Below are 16,056 nucleotides of genomic sequence, written 5' to 3'. Positions count from 1 at the left end.
CGCCGCCGCGCCGCGCAGGCGCAGCCGCGCGTCACCCCGGAGGTTGCCGTGAACGCAACGCCCCTCGCTACACGACGCCAGTTCCTCAAGGCCGGTGCGCTGGCCGGCGGCGGACTGGTGGTCGGTTTCCTGATTCCCGGCGCGCGCCGTTTCGCCATGGCCGAACCCGCGGCCGCTGCGGCCGCCGCCGCGCCGTTCGTGCCCAACGCCTTCGTGCGCATCGGCGAAGACGACAGCGTGACCGTGTTGCTCGCGCATTCGGAAATGGGCCAGGGCATCTGGACCGGCCTGGCCATGCTGATCGCCGAGGAACTGGACGCGGACTGGTCCAAGATCCGGGTCGAGCACGCGCCGGCCGCGCCCGCGTATGCGCACACCGCGTTCGGCGCGCAGATGACCGGCGGCTCCACCAGCATCTGGTCGGAGTTCGACCGCTACCGCCAGGCCGGTGCGACCGCACGCGCGTTGCTGGTGCAGGCCGCGGCGCAACGCTTCGGCGTGCCCGCGACCGAGGTGACCACCGCCAACGGCGTGGCCAGCGGCGGCGGCAAGAGCGCGCGCTACGGCGAGCTCGCCGCCGAGGCGGCCAAGCTGCCCGCGCCGGCGGCCGCAGCCGCGCTCAAGGACGCCAAGGACTGGAAGATCATCGGCAAGCCGACCAAGCGCCTGGACACGCCGGAGAAGATCACCGGCAAGGCGAAGTTCGGCATGGACGTGCAGTTCGAGGGCCTGCTGACCGCAGTGGTGGCGCGCCCGCCGGTGTTCGGCGGCACGGTCAAATCCTTCGATGCCAGCGCGGCCAAGGCCGTGGCCGGCGTGCGCGATGTGGTCCAGGTGCCCACCGGCGTGGCCGTGGTCGCCGATCACTACTGGGCGGCCAAGCTCGGCCGCGATGCGCTGAAAGTGGAATGGGACCTAGGCCCGAACGCGGGCCTGGACACGGCCAAGCTGCGCGAGGAATTCCGCAAGCTCGCCGCCACGCCGGGCGCGGTGGCCGCGCAGGCCGGCGACGCCGCTGCTGCGCTGGCCAAGGCCGGCAAGACCGTGGACGCCGAGTACAACGTGCCCTATCTGGCGCACGCGCCGATGGAACCCTTGAACTGCACGGTCAAGATCGACGCCAGCGGCTGCGACATCTGGACCGGCACCCAGTTCCAGACCGTGGACCAGCAGGTCGCCGCCGGCATCCTCGGGCTCAAGCCCGAGCAGGTGCGTATCCACACCCTGTTCCTGGGCGGCGGCTTCGGCCGGCGCGCCACGCCCACCTCGGACTTCGTGTCCGAAGCGGTGCAGGTGGCCAAGGCCGCGGGCAAGCCGGTCAAGACGGTGTGGTCGCGCGAGGACGACGTGCGCGGCGGCTATTACCGGCCGATGTACCTGCAGCAGGCGCGCGTGGCGGTGGATGCGGAAGGCTATCCGGTGGCCTGGCAGCACCGCATGGTCGGGCAGTCGATCATCATGGGCACGCCGTTCGAGGCGATGATGGTCAAGAACGGCGTCGACGCGACCTCGGTCGAGGGCGTGGCCGACTCGCCCTACGTCAAGGATCTGCCGAATCACCGGGTGGAGCTGCATTCGCCCAAGACCGGCATACCGGTGCTGTGGTGGCGCTCGGTCGGCCACAGCTACAACGCTTTCGTCATGGAAAGCCTGATCGACGAGCTCGCGCATGCGGCGGGCAAGGACCCGGTCGAATACCGGCGCGCGTTGCTCAAGGCGCATCCGCGCCATCTGGCGGCGCTGAATCTGGCGGCGGAAAAAGCCGGCTGGGGTTCGCCGGTGGAGAAGGGGCGCGGGCGCGGCGTGGCGGTGCACGAGTCTTTCGGCAGTTTCCTGGCGCAGATCGCCGAGGTGTCGGTGGAGAACGGCGCGATCCGGGTGCACAAGGTGGTGTGCGCGATCGACTGCGGCGTGGCGGTGAATCCGGAGGGCGTGCGTGCGCAGATGGAATCGGGCATCGCCTTCGGTCTGGGCGCAGCGCTGCACAGCGAGTTGAGTTTCCAGGACGGCCGCGTACAGCAGTCCAACTATCACGACTACCGCGTGCTTCGGATCAACGAAATGCCGGTGGTCGAGGTCCACATCGTGCCCAGTACCGAGCGCATGGGCGGCGCCGGCGAGCCCGGCACCGCGCCGGTGGCGCCGGCGGTGGCCAATGCGGTGTACGCCCTGACCGGGCAGCGCCTGCGCGAACTGCCGTTGCGGCTGAAGGCCTGAGGAGGATTCCATGCGCATCGTGCTACTCGGCGGACTGATCCTGGCGCTGGCCGCCTGCGGCCCGCGGCCCAGCCCGGAACAACGCGCGCAGGCCGTGGCCGCATTCGCCACCGTGCAGCAGGTGTTCCAGCACCCGCGCTGCCAGAACTGTCATATTCCCGGCGACCAGCCGCTGCAGTTCGACTCCGGCCTGCCACATGCGATGGGCGTGGTCCGCGGCCCTGACGGCAAGGGTGCGGCAGGCTTGCCGTGCTCGACCTGCCACGGCGAGAAGAACCTGCCGGCCAGTTACGGCCCGCACGCGCCGCCGGGCGCGCCGCATTGGCAGCTGCCGCCGCCGGACCACAAGATGGCCTGGATCGGGCTGCCGCCGAAGCAGCTGTGCGAAATGATCCAGGACAAGAAGAGCAATGGCGGCCGCGATTTCGCGGCGCTGCTCAAGCACGTCAGCGAGGACAAGCTGGTGCTGTGGGGGTGGGAGCCGGGTGGGGAGCGCAAGCCGGTGCCGGTGGCGCATGCGGAGTTCGTGGCGGCGTTCAAGACGTGGGCGGATGCGGGTGGGCCTTGTCCTGACGCTTGAACGTGCCTTGCTGCGGCTAAGTCTGCCTTTCTGCTTCCCCCTTTGCCTGTCTTCCCCCTTTGGAAAAGGGGAATTGAGGGGGATTTGCTTTGGCTCTTAGGAGCAACAGCAACAGCTTCCGTCCGCAAGCGGCCGGGTCACTTTCTTTTGATAAGCGTCAAAAGAAAGTAACCAAAGAAAAACGCTACGCCAGAGCGCCCTTGCGAGAGCGGTGAGGGCGCGGGGATTTTTCGATGGCACATCCCTGTGCCAGCGAAAAACGGCGCACTTCCTGTGCGCCGCCCCCCGCCTTCGCGGGGGCAGGCTCTTCGGGTCTTCATTTGGGACGGCGAGTTCGGGGTTCGAGCGGGGATCAAGAGCATTCGCTGCGCTCATCCCCTCACCCTAGCCCTCTCCCGCAAGCGGGAGAGGGGATGCATCCGACGCCGCTGCTGCTTTAGCCCCTCTCCCGCTTGCGGGAGAGGGGTTGGGGTGAGGGCCGCCCCTCAATGCCTCACGTCGCAAGCCTGGTTCTCGATCTGCAAAGTGCAGTGCTCGATGCCCCAGCGCTCATCGAGCTGCTGCGTCAGTTGGCGGCGCAAGGCGTCCGCATCCGTGTCGGCGGCCACCACCAGATGCGCGCTCAAGGCCGGCGTGTCCGAGCCCAGCGACCACACGTGCAGGTCGTGCACTTCGCGCACGCCGGGTGCGGCGCTCAGCAGTGCGCGTATTTCGTTCAGGTCCACGCTCGCCGGCACGCCTTCCATGAGCACGTTGCCGGCCTCGCGCAGCAAGGTCCAGGTGCGTGGCAGCACCCATAGGCCGATCAGCACCGCCAGGGTCGGGTCGATCCAGGTCCAGCCGGTGAAACGGATGGCGATGGCGCCGGCGATCACCGCCACCGAGCCCAGCATGTCGCTCCAGACTTCCAGGTAGGCGCCTTTCATGTTCAGGCTTTCGCCGCTGCCGGCCTTGAGCAGGCGCATGGCGACCAGGTTCACCGCCAGGCCCAGCGCGGCGATGGCGAGCATGCCGCCGGTGGCGATCTGCAGCGGCTGGCCGTAGCGGCCGATCGCTTCCCACAGGATGTAGGCTGCCACCGCGAACAGCAGCAGGCCGTTGGCCATGGCGCCCAGCGCTTCCATGCGCGCGTAGCCGTAGCTGCGCTTGGCGTCGGGCGGTTTGCGGCTCAGCCGCACGGCGGTCAGCGCAATCATCAGCGCCAGGGTATCGGTGCCCATGTGCGCGGCGTCCGACAGCAGCGCCAGGCTGTTGGTGAGGAAAGCGCCGATCACCTCGGCGATCAGGAAGCCGCCGGTCAGCCCCAGCGCCCACCACAGCGGGCGCTCGTGGCGGATCGCCCTGCGGCCGTGCTCGTGTCCGCTGCCCATGTCGATGCTCCGGTTGCGGCGGCGGGCCGCGCCTGCGCGCGACCCGCCGCGGATGCGCGTCAGTGCGCGGGGGCGGGCTGCGCGGGCGCAGTGCCGTCGTCGCGGCGGCCGTCTTCGTCCTTGCGGTGCAGCCAACGGTAAAGCACCGGCAGCACCAGCAGCGTCAACAGGGTCGAGGACACGATGCCGCCGATCACCACCGTCGCCAGCGGCCGCTGCACTTCCGAGCCGGCGCCGACGTTGAAGGCCATGGGGATGAAGCCCAGCGAAGCCACCAGCGCGGTCATCAGCACCGGCCGCAGTCGGCCGAGGGCGCCGTCGACGATGGCGTTGTCCAGCGGGTCGCCCTGTTCGCGCAGCTTGCGGATGAAGGCGATCATGACCAGGCCATTGAGCACCGCCACGCCGGACAGGGCGATGAAGCCCACGCCGGCGGAGATCGACAGCGGGATGCCGCGCAGGGCCAAGGCGATCACGCCGCCGGTCAACGCCAGCGGCACGCCGCTGAACACGATGGCCGCGTCCTTGGCCGAGCCGAAGGCCCAGAACAGCAGGGCGAAGATCAGCACCAGGGTCACCGGCACCACCACCGCCAGGCGTTGGCTGGCCGAGATCAGCTGCTCGAAGGTGCCGCCGTAGCCGATCCAGTAGCCTTCGGGCACCTTCACCTGCGCGTCGATGCGTTGGCGTAGCTCGGCGACGAAGCCGCCCAGGTCGCGGTCGCGCACGTTGGCGGTGACCACGATGCGGCGCTTGCCGTTCTCGCGGTTGATCTGGTTCGGGCCCAGCACCGATTCGATCTTGGCCACTTCGCGCAGCGGCACCGTGCGCGGCGCGCCGGCGGCCCAGGTGGCGTCGCGGCTGGACTCGTCGCGGCCGCCGTCGGCGGCGTTGGCCGGCAACGGGATCGGCAGGTCGGCCAGCGCCGCCGGGTCCTGGCGCAAGGCTTCGGGCAGGCGCACCACCAGATCGAAGCGGCGGTCGCCTTCGAACAGCTGCCCGGCGACCTCGCCGCCGACCGCGGTGGCCACGGTCTCCTGCACCGCCGCCGGATTCAGCCCGTACACCGCCAGCGCGCGCCGGTCGGGTTCGATGCTGAGCATGGGCAGGCCGGTGACCTGTTCGGTCTTGACGTCGGCCGCGCCGGGCACTTGCTTGGCCAACGCTTCCACGCGCTGGGCGACCTTGAGCAGCTGTTGCAGGTCGTCGCCGTAGATCTTCACCGCCACGTCGGCGCGCACCCCCGAGATCAGCTCGTTCATGCGCATCTGGATCGGCTGGGTGAACTCGAAGTTGTTGCCGGGCAGGCTGCGCGCCACCGCTTCGATCTCCGCGGTCAGCGCCTGCTTGCGCTTGCCCGGATCGGGCCACCGTTCGCGCGGTTTGAGGATCAGGAAGGTGTCGGCCACCGACGGCGGCATCGGGTCGCTGGCGACCTCGGCGGTGCCGATCTTGCTGAACACCCGCTCCACTTCCGGCAGCGCCAGGAACGCCTGTTCCATGGTTTTTTGCATGGTCACCGACTGGCTCAGGCTGGTGCCGGGGATGCGCATGGCCTGCACCGCCACGTCGCCCTCGTCGAGGCTGGGCACGAACTCGGTGCCCATGCGCGAGGCCAGCAGGCCGCTGCCGATCACCAGCGCTGCGGTCGCGGCCATCACCGTGACCCGGCTGCGCAGCGCCCAGTCCAGCGCGGGCGCGTAGCGGCGCTTGATCCAGGCCATGGCGCGGTTTTCCTTTTCCGCGACCTTGCCGCCCAGGAACACCGCGATCGCCGCCGGCACGAAGCTCAGCGAGAGCAGCATGGCGCCGGTCAGCGCCAGCACCACGGTGATCGCCATGGGGTGGAACATTTTTCCTTCGATGCCGCTCAGCGCGAAGATCGGCAGGTACACCGCGGTGATGATGCCCAGGCCGAACAGGCTGGGGCGGATCACTTCGGCCGTGGCCGAGGCGGTGAGCGCGTGGCGCTCCTTGAGGTTCAGCTCGCGGCCCAAGGCGTGCTGGGCTTCGCCGAAGCGGCGCAGGCAGTTCTCGATGATGATGACCGCGCCGTCCACGATCAGGCCGAAGTCCAGCGCGCCCAGGCTCATCAAATTCCCAGAGACGCCGCCGCGGACCATGCCGATGATGGTGAACAGCATCGCCAGGGGGATCACCAGCGCGGTGATCAGCGAGGCGCGGAAGTTGCCCAGCAGCGCGAACAGCACGATCACCACCAGCAAGGCGCCTTCGATCAGGTTCTTGGCCACGGTGCCGATGGTGCGGTCCACCAGCGCGGTGCGGTCGTAGACCGGGTTGGCGCTCACGCCCTGGGGCAGGCTGGCGTTGGCCGCCTGCAGCTTGACTGCGGCGGCCTGCGAGACCTCGCGGCTGTTGGCGCCGACCAGCATGAACACCGTGCCCAGCACCACCTCGTGGCCGTTCTGGGTGGCCGCGCCGCTGCGCAGCTCCGGCCCTTCGCCGACCTCGGCCACGTCGCGCACGCGGATCGGCACGCCGTCGCGGCGGTCGAGCACGATGTCGCCGATCGCGGCGATGTCGGCGATCTGGCCGGGCACGCGCACCAGGAACTGCTCGCCGTTGCGCTCGATGTAGCCGGCGCCGACGTTCTGGTTGTTGGCCGCCAGCGCCGCGACCAGGTCGCGCTGGCTCAGGTTCAAGGCCATCAGCCGCGCCGGACTCGGCGTGATGTGGATCTGCCGCGCGTAGCCGCCGATGGTGTTGACCTCGGTGACGCCGGGCGTATTGCGCAGCTGCGGCCGGATCACCCAGTCCTGCAGGGTGCGCAGGTCGGTGGCGGTATAGGGCGTGCCGTCGGGTTTGCGTGCGCCCTCCTGTGCGTCGACGGTGTACATGAAGATCTCGCCCAGGCCGGTGGCGGTGGGGCCCAGCTCGGGCTCCAGGCCGTCGGGGATCTGCGACTTCACCTGTTGCAGGCGTTCGGCCACCTGCTGGCGGGCGAAATACAGATCGGTGCCGTCTTCGAACACCACCGTCACCTGCGACAACCCGTAGCGCGACAACGAGCGGGTGTAGTCGAGCTTGGGCAAGCCCGCCAACGCGGTTTCGATCGGGAAGGTCACCCGCTGCTCGGCTTCCAGCGGCGAATAGCCCGGCGCCTGGGTGTTGATCTGCACCTGCACGTTGGTGATATCGGGCGTGGCGTCGATCGGCAGCTGGCGGAAGCTCCACACGCCCAGCGCGATCAGCGCCACGGTCAGCGCCAGCATCAGCCAGCGATGGCCGATGGCGAAGCCGATGATGCGTTCGAGCAGGCCGCCACGTTCCTGCGGCGGCAGCGGGTCGCGGTCAGTGCTCATGCGCGGCCCCCGCTTTTTCGATGTCGGCCTTGATCAGGAAACTCTGCTCCACCACCACCTGCTCGCCGGGCTTGAGGCCGGACAGCACCTCCATGCGCCGCGCATCGCGCTGGCCGATGCGGACCGGCCGCGTCAGGTAGGTATCGCCCTGGCGCACGAACACCACGTCCTGCCCGTCCATGCGCTGCAGCGCGGTCAGCGGCACCGCCAGCGCCACCGGCTTTTGTTCCACCGTGACCCGTGCGCGCACCGCCGCGCCGGGGCGCCACAGGCCGTCGGGATTGGCGATGGACGCGCGCGCCACCGTGCTCTGGCTGGCGGTGGCGGTGCCCGGCAGGATGCGGTCGATGACGGTCTGCGTGCCGCTGTCCTCGCCCATGCGCGAGACCGTGACCGGCAGGCCCGGGCGCAGGTGCGAGGCGTCGGCGCCGAATACGTGCAGGTCCACCCACAGCGTGGACAGGTCGGCGATCTCGAACAGCGCCGTGCCTTCCACCGCGACTTCGCCGACCGAGGCGTTGCGCGCCAGGACCACCCCGGAGATCGGCGTGGACACGCTGTAGGTGGTCAGGCTGAGGTTGCTGTCGATGCTGGCCAGGGCCTGGCCGGCCTGGACCCGGTCGCCTACGTTGGCGCGCAGCGAGCGCACTGGGCCGGGGTAGCGCGCGGTGATGCGCGCGACGCGGCCTTCGCGCGGCGTGATCAGGCCCTGCACGTCGTGCTCGTCGGCGATGGTGCCGGGGCCGGCGGCGGCCACGACCACGCCGGACTTGCGCGCGATGGCGTCGGGGATACGCGTGCTTTGCGGCGCTTGCTCGTCGTGGCCGGCCTCGTTGCCGTGTTCGCGCTGCGCGTGTTCGTCGTCGTCGTGCGGCTGCTGCGCAGCGTGCGCTTCCTGCGCGTGGTCGGCATCGGCGGCGGGGGCTTCGCTGCCGCCGCAGGCGCTCAGGCCCAGGGCCAGCAGGCCGGCGGCCAGGATCAGTTCGGGCTTCATGGCGTGGCTCCGGGGGCGGGGGCTAGGAAGGATTCGCCGGTCAGGCGCTGCAGTTCGATCAGGGCCAGCTGCGCGTCCACGGCGGCGTCCAGCCGTTGCTGGCGCACGGCCACGCTTTCGGCCTGCAGCATCGCCAGTTCCAGGTAGCTGATCGCGCCGGCGCGGTAGGCGGTGTCGGCGGCGGCTTCGGCACGGCGCAGGCGCGGCAGCACGTCCTGGCCCAGCCGCTGCACTTCCAGCGCGGCGACGCGGTAGCGGCCGTGCGCTTCGACCAGGGTGGAGTACAGCGACAGGCCCTTGGCTTCGCGTTCGGTCTCCAGCACCGCCAGCGCCGCTTCGGCGCCGCGAATCTCGGGTTCGGCGCGCGCGCGCTGGCCCAGCGGCATCGACACCGCGCCGAGCAGGGCGGTATCGCGGCTGTCCTGCTGGCGGATCACGCCCACTTGCCAGCCCAGGTCGGCGCTGGCTTGGCTGCGCGCCAGGCGCACGCGCGCCTCGCCGATGCGCCGGGCCTGCACGAAGCGTTCGAGTTCGGGCGTGCGGTCGAGCAGGGCGGCCAGCGCGGCCGCGTCCTGGATCGCAGGCAGCGCGTAGGCGTCGCCGGCGACCTGGGCGAAGCCGGGATCGCGTTCGCCCCACAGCGCGGCCAGGTGCTGGCGCGCGGCCAGCAGGCTTTGCTCGCCGCGGCTGCGGTCGAGTTCGGCGCGCGCCAGCGCGGCCTGCGCGGTGAGCAGGCCGGACTCGGGCGAGGCGCCGGCCTGCAGGCGCACGCGCGCGGCGGCGACGCTGCGCTTGCGCTGGCCGATGTCGAATTCGGCCAGTTCGATGCGCTGCTGCGCGGCGACGATGGCCAGGTAGCGGCGCGCGGCCTCGGCCAGCAGGTCCAGGCGCCGGCTTTCGCGCTCCACCGCCAGCGCGTCGATATTGCTTTGCGCCAGCGCGCGGCGCGCGTCCAGCTTGCCGCCGCGTTCGAACACCGAGGCCAGGCTCAGGCTGACCTCGGCGCCCTTGAAGCCGCTGAGCGCGCCGCTGCCCAGCGCGTTGTCGACCGCTACGCCCAGGGTCCAGGGCGGGCGCTGCGACTGCGCGTCGCGCTGCGCTTCCAGCACCCGGCGTTGGCCGGCGAACAGGCGCAGATCGGGATGGGCCTGGCCGATGCGCGCGTAGGCATCGTCGAGGGTGAACCGCGCTGGGGCAGGCGCGGCGGATGTTGCAACAGGAACGTTAGCCGCCCGCGCCGGCGTCGCAACGCACAGCGCGGCGGTCAGGACGGCCGAAGCCGCCGGACGCAACCACATGGGGAAGTCTCCGCAATCGGACAGGGCGCCGCGGCGGCACGCGGCCGCGCGGCGTGGAGCCGGCAGACGCCGGCGTCGCGATCAGGCGGAGATGGGCGGGCGGAACGGAGTGGCGGTGGGCGCGGGCACGAACTCGCCCGGCGCGCGCGCCTGCACGGCGGGCGCGGGCAGCGCCGGCGCGGCGAACGCCAGCGCCGGCAACAGCGCGGCCTGCAGGCCGCAGCAATGGCTCAGGTGCCAGCGCGGGTCGCAATCGCCCTGCTGGTCGTCGCCGGGTTCGGACGGCGGATGGTCCTGCGCCTGCGCGTCGATCGCGGCCATGCTGTGCGACAGCTCCAGCGCCTCGTCCGAAAACGCCAGCACCGGCCGCACCACGGCCAGCGCGATCAGCAGCCCGAACAACAGGCAGCGCAGCACGGCGGACAGGGGCGGCAGGGCGGACATGGCGCCTAGGGTACGGAGCGGGCGCGGCGATACACAATTGCATCGCCGCCGCGCGTCAGCATCGGTACATGCCGCATCGCCGTCACATGCGCCGGTCAGACTGCGCACCTCGTCTACAGGGGGCGTGGGTATGAATCGGGTACGCGTGGTCGCGACCCTGGCGTTGCTGGGCGGCTTGTCGGCGTGCACGCCGCAGCAGGCGCCGCCGGCGCAGGACGCGGCACCGGCCGCCGCCGCAACGCCGGCAACGGCACCGCCGCCGGCCGTCGTCGAAACCGACGGCGAACGCCTGCGCTTGCGCGCCGACGCCGCGCTGCAGGCGCAGCGCCTGGTCGCGCCGGCCGGCGACAACGCCGTGGAGTACTACCTGGCCCTGCGCGAGCGCGGCCACGAAGAGGCCGCCGTGGCCGCGGCATTGCAGGAGTTGCAGCCCTACGTGCTGATCGCCGCCGAACGCGCGTTGGCCGAGGCCGACCTGAGCGAGGCGCAGCGCTTGCTGGACCTGCTCGCGCGCACCGACGCGCAAGCGCCGGCGCTGCCGCGCCTGCGCGAGCAACTGCAAGGCGCGCACCAGGCCCAGGCCGCGCGCGTGGCCCAGTTGCAGGCCGAAGGCGAGCGCCAGGCCCTGCAGCGCGCGCAGGCCGAAGCGCGCGCCGCGGCAGCGCGCACCGCAGCGGCCGCGCCGACCGCTGCCGCACCGGTCGCAGCGCCGCCTGTTGTCGCCGCGGCGGCGCCGCCGCAAGCGCCGCCGCCCTCGGCCGAGCCCGTCGCGCCGCCGCCCAGTGCACCGGTCGCGCGCGCCCCGGCCCCAGCGCGGCCGCTGCCGCGCCTGCTCAACGATTCGCCGCCGCGCTATCCGCTCAGCGCGTTCAACCGCCGCATCGAAGGCAGCGTGCGGATCGCCTTCACCATCCAGCCCGACGGCAGCGTGAGCGCGCCCACCCTGGTGTCGTCGACGCCGCCGGGCGTATTCGACGAGGCCGCGCTGGCCGCGGTGTCGCGCTGGCGCTTCGAGGCCGGCGGCGAGCGCGTGTCCACCGTGCGCACGCTGACCTTCCGCCTGCCCAAGGGCTGAGCCGGCGCCGCTCGCGGCGGCCGGCGCTGGCGGCTGGCCGGGCCGGCAGCGCACAATGCGGCGATGACCACCGCCGCCCCCCTGTTGGACGCCATCGAACACGAAACCGGCCCCGCGCCGTCCTGGTCCGTGCTGTGGTTGCACGGCCTGGGCGCCGACGGCAACGACTTCGTGCCCATCGTGCCCGAGCTGCGCCGCGCCGACTGGCCGGCCCTGCGCTTCGTGTTCCCGCACGCGCCGGTGCGTCCGGTGACGATCAACAACGGCGTGCGCATGCGTGCCTGGTACGACATCCGCGACTTCAGCGATCTCAACAACCGCGCCGACGAAACCGGCGTGGACGAGTCGGTGACCCAGGTCGAGGCGCTGATCGCGCGCGAGGCGCAGCGCGGCATCGCGGCCGAGCGCGTGCTGCTGGCCGGCTTCTCGCAAGGCGGCGCGATCGCGCTGGCCACCGGCCTGCGCCGGCCAACGCCGCTGGGCGGTCTGATCGCGTTGTCGACCTATCTGCCGATGCCGCAGCGGCTGGTCGGCGAAGCCACCCCGGCCTCGCGCAAGCAGCCCTTGTTCATGGCCCACGGCCAGTACGATCCGGTGGTGCCCTACGCCGCCGGCATGGCCAGCGCGGCCAAGCTGCGCGAGCTGGGCCTGACCCCGGACTGGCACGCCTATCCCATGGCCCATCAGGTCTGCGCCGAGCAGATCCGCGACCTCGGCGACTGGATGTCGCGACGCTTCGCCGCCTGAGCATGAACACCGGCGGCGGCGAGCGCGAACCCTGGCTGCCCGACCTGTGCCGCCTGCCGCGGCTGGTGGTGATGCTGAGCATGGCCGAGCTGATCGTGGTCGTGCTGGCGCTGGCGCCCGACGGCGGCGCGCGCTGGACCTGGTCGCGCTTCGTGTCCGGCAGCACCTTCGCCCTGTGGCTGGCGCTGACCGTGTCGGTGCTGCTGTGCGTGTCGCGCGAGCGGCTGTCGCGCCTGCCGGCCAGCCTGGGCGGGTTGATGGCGGTGGCGGCCGCGGCGCTGATCGGCGCCGCGTTCGCGGCCATGACCCATTCCATCGACAACGCCGTGGGCGCCAGCCTGGTCCCGCCGGGCGTCACCTTCTGGCGGTTCACCTTGGGCACCGCGGCGGTCAGCATGCTCGCGGTGGGCGTGGTGCTGCGCTACCTCTACGTCAACGACAGCTGGAAGGCGCAGGTGCGCGCCAGCGCGCGCGCCGAGGTCGACGCCCTGCAGGCGCGGATCAAGCCGCATTTCCTGTTCAACAGCATGAACACCATCGCCAGCCTGGTGCGCAGCGACGCGGTGGTGGCCGAGCGTGCGGTGCTGGACCTGTCCGATTTGTTCCGCGCCGCGCTGGGCGCCGGCGAGTCCGACTCCAGCCTGGCCGAGGAGGTCGAGCTGGCCGAGCGCTACCTGGCCATCGAGCAACTGCGCCTGGGCGAGCGGCTGACGGTGGAGTGGCGCAAGCACGAGCCGCTGCCCTGGACCCTGCCGATGCCGCGGCTGGTGCTGCAACCCCTGGTCGAGAACGCGGTGCTGCACGGCGTGTCGCGGCTGCCGGCCGGCGGCGCGGTCGAGATCGAGCTGGCGGTGGAGGGGGCCAGCCTGGCCCTGCGGGTCCGCAATCCGGCCCCGGCCCCGGCCGAGGACGCGGACAACGGCGGCACCCGCCACGCCCAGCGCAGCATCGGCCAGCGCCTGCGCTACGCCTATGGCCCCCAGGCCCGGATGACCGCCGGCTGGGCGCAGGGCTACTATCTGTGCGAACTGCACGTGCCGACCGGGGTGGAGGCGCTGTACCGATGAAGGGCGCAATGAGGGTGGTCATCGCCGACGACGAGCCGCTGGCGCGCGAGCGCCTGCGCACGTTGCTGGCCGAACAGCAGGGCGTGGAGATCGTGGCCGAGGCCGCCGACGGCCAGCACGCGCTGCACGCCTGCGCCGAACATCAGCCCGACCTGGTGCTGCTGGACATCGCCATGCCCGGCATCGACGGCCTGGAGGCCGCGCGCCACCTGGCCGCGTTCGAGCCGCGCCCGGCGGTGGTGTTCTGCACCGCCTACGACGCGCATGCGCTGTCGGCGTTCGAGGCCGAGGCCATCGACTACCTGGTCAAGCCGGTGCGCGCCGAACGCCTGAGCGCGGCGCTGGAACGCGTGCGCACCTTCGCCGCGGGCCGCGAACGCGGCGGCGACGAACCGGCCACCGGCCAACGCCGCACCCACCTGTGCGCGCGCCTGCGCGGCAGCCTGCGCCTGATCCCGATCGAGGACGTGCACTACCTGCACGCCGAAGAGAAGTACGTGATCGTGCATCACGCGCGCGGCGAGGACCTGATCGAGGAATCGCTGAAGTCGCTGGAAGACGAGTTCGGCGAGCGCTTCGTGCGCATCCACCGCAACTGCCTGGTCGCGCGCCACGAGATCGTCGAGCTCAAGCGCTGCCCCGACGGGCACGTGCAGGCGGTGCTGCGCCACGGCAAGCAGCCGCTGGAAGTCAGCCGCCGCTGCGTGTCGGCGCTGCGGGAGACGTTGAAGCATCTGTAGCGGGTGGGGCAAATCCCCCCGACCCCCCCCTTTTTCAAAGGGGGGAGCAATGCCGTTCCCCCCTTTGAAAAAGGGGGGCTAGGGGGGATTTGCTCCCCGGGCGATAATCCCGCCCATGACCCGCCTCCGCATCGCCACCCGCAAAAGCCCGCTCGCCCTGTGGCAGACCGAGCACGTCGCCGCCCGCCTGCGCGCCGCCCACCCCGGCCTGGAGGTGAGCCTGGTGCCCATGAGCACGCGCGGCGACGAGGTGCTGGACCGCTCGCTGGCGGCCATCGGCGGCAAGGGCCTGTTCCTGAAGGAGCTGGAGCTGGCGATGCAGCGCGGCGAGGCCGACTGCGCCGTGCATTCGCTCAAGGACGTGCCGATGGAGCTGGAGCCGGGCTTCGCCCTGCCGGCGATCCTGGAGCGCGCCGACTATGCCGACGCCTTCGTCAGCCCGCATTACATCGACCTGGCCGCGCTGCCGCAGGGCGCGCGCGTGGGCACGTCCTCGCTGCGCCGTCAGGCCCAGCTGCGCGCGCGCCGCCCGGACCTGCAGTTGCTGGACCTGCGCGGCAACGTCAACACCCGCCTGGCCAAGCTCGACGCGGGCGAGTACGACGCCATTGTGCTGGCCGTGGCCGGGCTGGAGCGCCTGGGCCTGCAGGCGCGCGTGCGCACCCGCCTGGCCGCGCCGGAATGGCTGCCGGCGCCGGCGCAGGGCGCGATCGCGATCGAATGCCGCGACGAGGACCTGGCCACGCGCGCCCTCTGCGCCGCGCTGGATCACGCCGACACCCGCACCTGCGTGGAGGCCGAGCGGGCGATGAACCGCGCCCTGCACGGCAGCTGCCACGTGCCGGTGGCCGCGCACGCGCTATTGGACGGCCCGCACCTGCATCTGCACGGCCTGGTCGGCGCCGCCGACGGCCGCCAGGTCCGCGCCCAGGCCCTGGGCCGCGGCGACGCGCCCGAATGCCTGGGCCTGGAAGTCGCCCAGGCCCTGCTGGCGCAAGGCGCCGGCGATTTCATCGCCGCGGCGCTGTAAACAACGCAGCCCCGCCTGCCCCTGTAGGAGCGGCGCGAGCCGCGACCGCGAAGCCACACCTACGGCGCCAGTCCGCAACGCTACCGCTTTGGGGTAGGAGCGGCATAAGCCGCGACCGCGAAGCCACACCTACGGCGCAGCCTGCATCGCAGCGGCTTTCTGTGGGGGCGGCGTAAGCCGCGATTTCTCCGAGTACCGAGATAACCATCGCGGCTTACGCCGCTCCCACAGAAAGCGGGGCGGGTGGTTGCTGTAGAACTCGGGAGTTGCGCCGTTTGCGCTAGGGCGCGGTCGCGGCTCGCGCCGCTCCTACAGGGAGGAAGCGAAGGGCGCAGTCGTTGTGGGTTCGCGGTCGCGGCTCATGACCGAAGGGAATCCCGTGGGACGCCGCTCCTACCCCAAAGCAGGATCAAAAACGCCGGCGCAGTTCGATCGAGCTTTCGGCCGATTCGCTGCCGCCGCCGCCTTCGGAGTCGTGGCGGATGGCGAAGTCGGTTTCCAGGGTCCAGTCCGGCCACAGCTGCACATCCAGCTGCACCGACTGCTTGACGAAGGTGAAGCCGTGGCCGCTTTCGACGAACACGCGCTGGCGCCACTGCGCGCGGTCGCCGATGCGTTGGCCGAAGTTGACCTCGCCGCGCATCACCGCGCCCGGGCGGTTGATGCCGTCGTCGTACAGCGGCGCGAGCCGGTAGCCGGCGCCGAATTGCAGGCCCAGCTGGGTGGGGCCGTCGCGCAGGGCCTGCACGCCGTAGCGGGTGCCGATGCGGAAATCGTTGGAATACGAACCGCGGCTCTCGCGCGGCGTGGCCGGCGCGTTCAAGCCGATGTAGCGGCGGTTGCCCGGCAGGCTGGGCGCGCGCGCGCGCGGCGTTTTGGGCATGCCGCTCAAGGCGCGCGTGGGCTGCGGCGGCGACGCCAGCGCCAGCCGCCATTCCTCGTCGCCGCAGCGCGTGGAAAAGCAGTACAGCCGCATCTGCGCCGGATCGCTGGCCAGGGCCATCAGCGTCGGGTCGCCGGCGACCGGCATCGGCAATGTGACGAAGGGGCTCCCCAACAGGGCGAGCCCGAGCCAGGCGGACATCGTCGTAGGGTACGGCGGAGAGAGTGGAAAGCATGCCATGGAACCGGTTACAGGCCCAAGACGCGGCCTGAACCGGCGTTCACGCCC

At 71.5% G+C, this 16,056-nt stretch carries 12 protein-coding genes and 1 pseudogene; 7 read left to right on the top strand and 6 right to left on the bottom strand.

What is annotated here, in order from left to right; all coding sequences use genetic code 11:
* Window positions 1-48: 48 nt before the first annotated feature.
* Both DX914_RS14295 and DX914_RS14290 read left to right on the top strand, forming a co-directional pair.
* Window positions 49-2,217, top strand: coding sequence for a xanthine dehydrogenase family protein molybdopterin-binding subunit (locus DX914_RS14295; protein WP_115859811.1), 2,169 nt, complete (start codon window positions 49-51; stop codon window positions 2,215-2,217).
* 10 nt (window positions 2,218-2,227) lie between these two features.
* Window positions 2,228-2,797 carry a hypothetical protein gene (locus DX914_RS14290; protein WP_115859809.1) on the top strand — a complete coding sequence of 190 codons (570 nt, stop codon included), beginning with the start codon at window positions 2,228-2,230 and terminating at the stop codon, window positions 2,795-2,797.
* Window positions 2,798-3,297: 500 nt separating this feature from the next.
* Here DX914_RS14290 and DX914_RS14285 read toward each other — a convergent pair.
* The 5 genes and pseudogenes from DX914_RS14285 to DX914_RS14265 form a co-directional block, all read right to left on the bottom strand.
* A pseudogene (locus DX914_RS14285) lies at window positions 3,298-4,167 on the bottom strand (cation diffusion facilitator family transporter); the annotation flags it as partial.
* Window positions 4,168-4,226: 59 nt separating this feature from the next.
* Entirely contained in the window at window positions 4,227-7,445 is a 3,219-nt protein-coding gene (locus DX914_RS14280; protein ID WP_115860228.1) for an efflux RND transporter permease subunit, read from the bottom strand.
* Window positions 7,446-7,479: 34 nt separating this feature from the next.
* On the bottom strand, window positions 7,480-8,484 hold the full coding sequence (locus DX914_RS14275; protein ID WP_115859805.1) for an efflux RND transporter periplasmic adaptor subunit: 1,005 nt from the start codon (window positions 8,482-8,484) through the stop codon (window positions 7,480-7,482).
* Window positions 8,481-9,782 (bottom strand): TolC family protein, encoded by a 1,302-nt coding sequence (locus tag DX914_RS14270; RefSeq protein WP_115859803.1) that lies wholly within the window; start codon window positions 9,780-9,782, stop codon window positions 8,481-8,483. The genes DX914_RS14275 and DX914_RS14270 overlap by 4 nt, the downstream gene beginning before the upstream one ends.
* A gap of 81 nt (window positions 9,783-9,863) precedes the next feature.
* On the bottom strand, window positions 9,864-10,226 hold the full coding sequence (locus DX914_RS14265; RefSeq protein ID WP_115859801.1) for a hypothetical protein: 363 nt from the start codon (window positions 10,224-10,226) through the stop codon (window positions 9,864-9,866).
* A 130-nt stretch (window positions 10,227-10,356) separates the two neighbouring features.
* Between DX914_RS14265 and DX914_RS14260 the strand changes: the two genes are divergently transcribed.
* The 5 genes from DX914_RS14260 to hemC all read left to right on the top strand — a co-directional run bounded on the left by DX914_RS14260 (window position 10,357) and on the right by hemC (window position 14,885).
* On the top strand, window positions 10,357-11,301 hold the full coding sequence (locus tag DX914_RS14260) for an energy transducer TonB (RefSeq protein WP_147300683.1): 945 nt from the start codon (window positions 10,357-10,359) through the stop codon (window positions 11,299-11,301).
* Window positions 11,302-11,364: 63 nt separating this feature from the next.
* Window positions 11,365-12,048 carry an alpha/beta hydrolase gene (locus DX914_RS14255; protein WP_115859797.1) on the top strand — a complete coding sequence of 228 codons (684 nt, stop codon included), beginning with the start codon at window positions 11,365-11,367 and terminating at the stop codon, window positions 12,046-12,048.
* A 2-nt stretch (window positions 12,049-12,050) separates the two neighbouring features.
* Window positions 12,051-13,115 carry a sensor histidine kinase gene (locus DX914_RS14250; protein ID WP_115859795.1) on the top strand — a complete coding sequence of 355 codons (1,065 nt, stop codon included), beginning with the start codon at window positions 12,051-12,053 and terminating at the stop codon, window positions 13,113-13,115.
* Between the two features lie 8 nt (window positions 13,116-13,123).
* Entirely contained in the window at window positions 13,124-13,855 is a 732-nt protein-coding gene (locus DX914_RS14245; protein ID WP_115859793.1) for a LytR/AlgR family response regulator transcription factor, read from the top strand.
* Window positions 13,856-13,970: 115 nt separating this feature from the next.
* Entirely contained in the window at window positions 13,971-14,885 is a 915-nt protein-coding gene (hemC, locus tag DX914_RS14240) for a hydroxymethylbilane synthase (RefSeq protein ID WP_115859791.1), read from the top strand.
* 409 nt (window positions 14,886-15,294) lie between these two features.
* Here the strand turns inward: hemC and DX914_RS14235 are convergent, their stop codons facing one another.
* Window positions 15,295-15,969, bottom strand: coding sequence for a DUF481 domain-containing protein (locus DX914_RS14235; RefSeq protein ID WP_158549304.1), 675 nt, complete (start codon window positions 15,967-15,969; stop codon window positions 15,295-15,297).
* Window positions 15,970-16,056 lie beyond the last annotated feature (87 nt).

It is taken from the genome of Lysobacter silvisoli (assembly GCF_003382365.1).
GTDB lineage: Bacteria > Pseudomonadota > Gammaproteobacteria > Xanthomonadales > Xanthomonadaceae > Lysobacter > Lysobacter silvisoli.
Note: the sequence above shows the minus strand (reverse complement) of the source record. Positions and strands in the feature narration are given on the sequence as shown.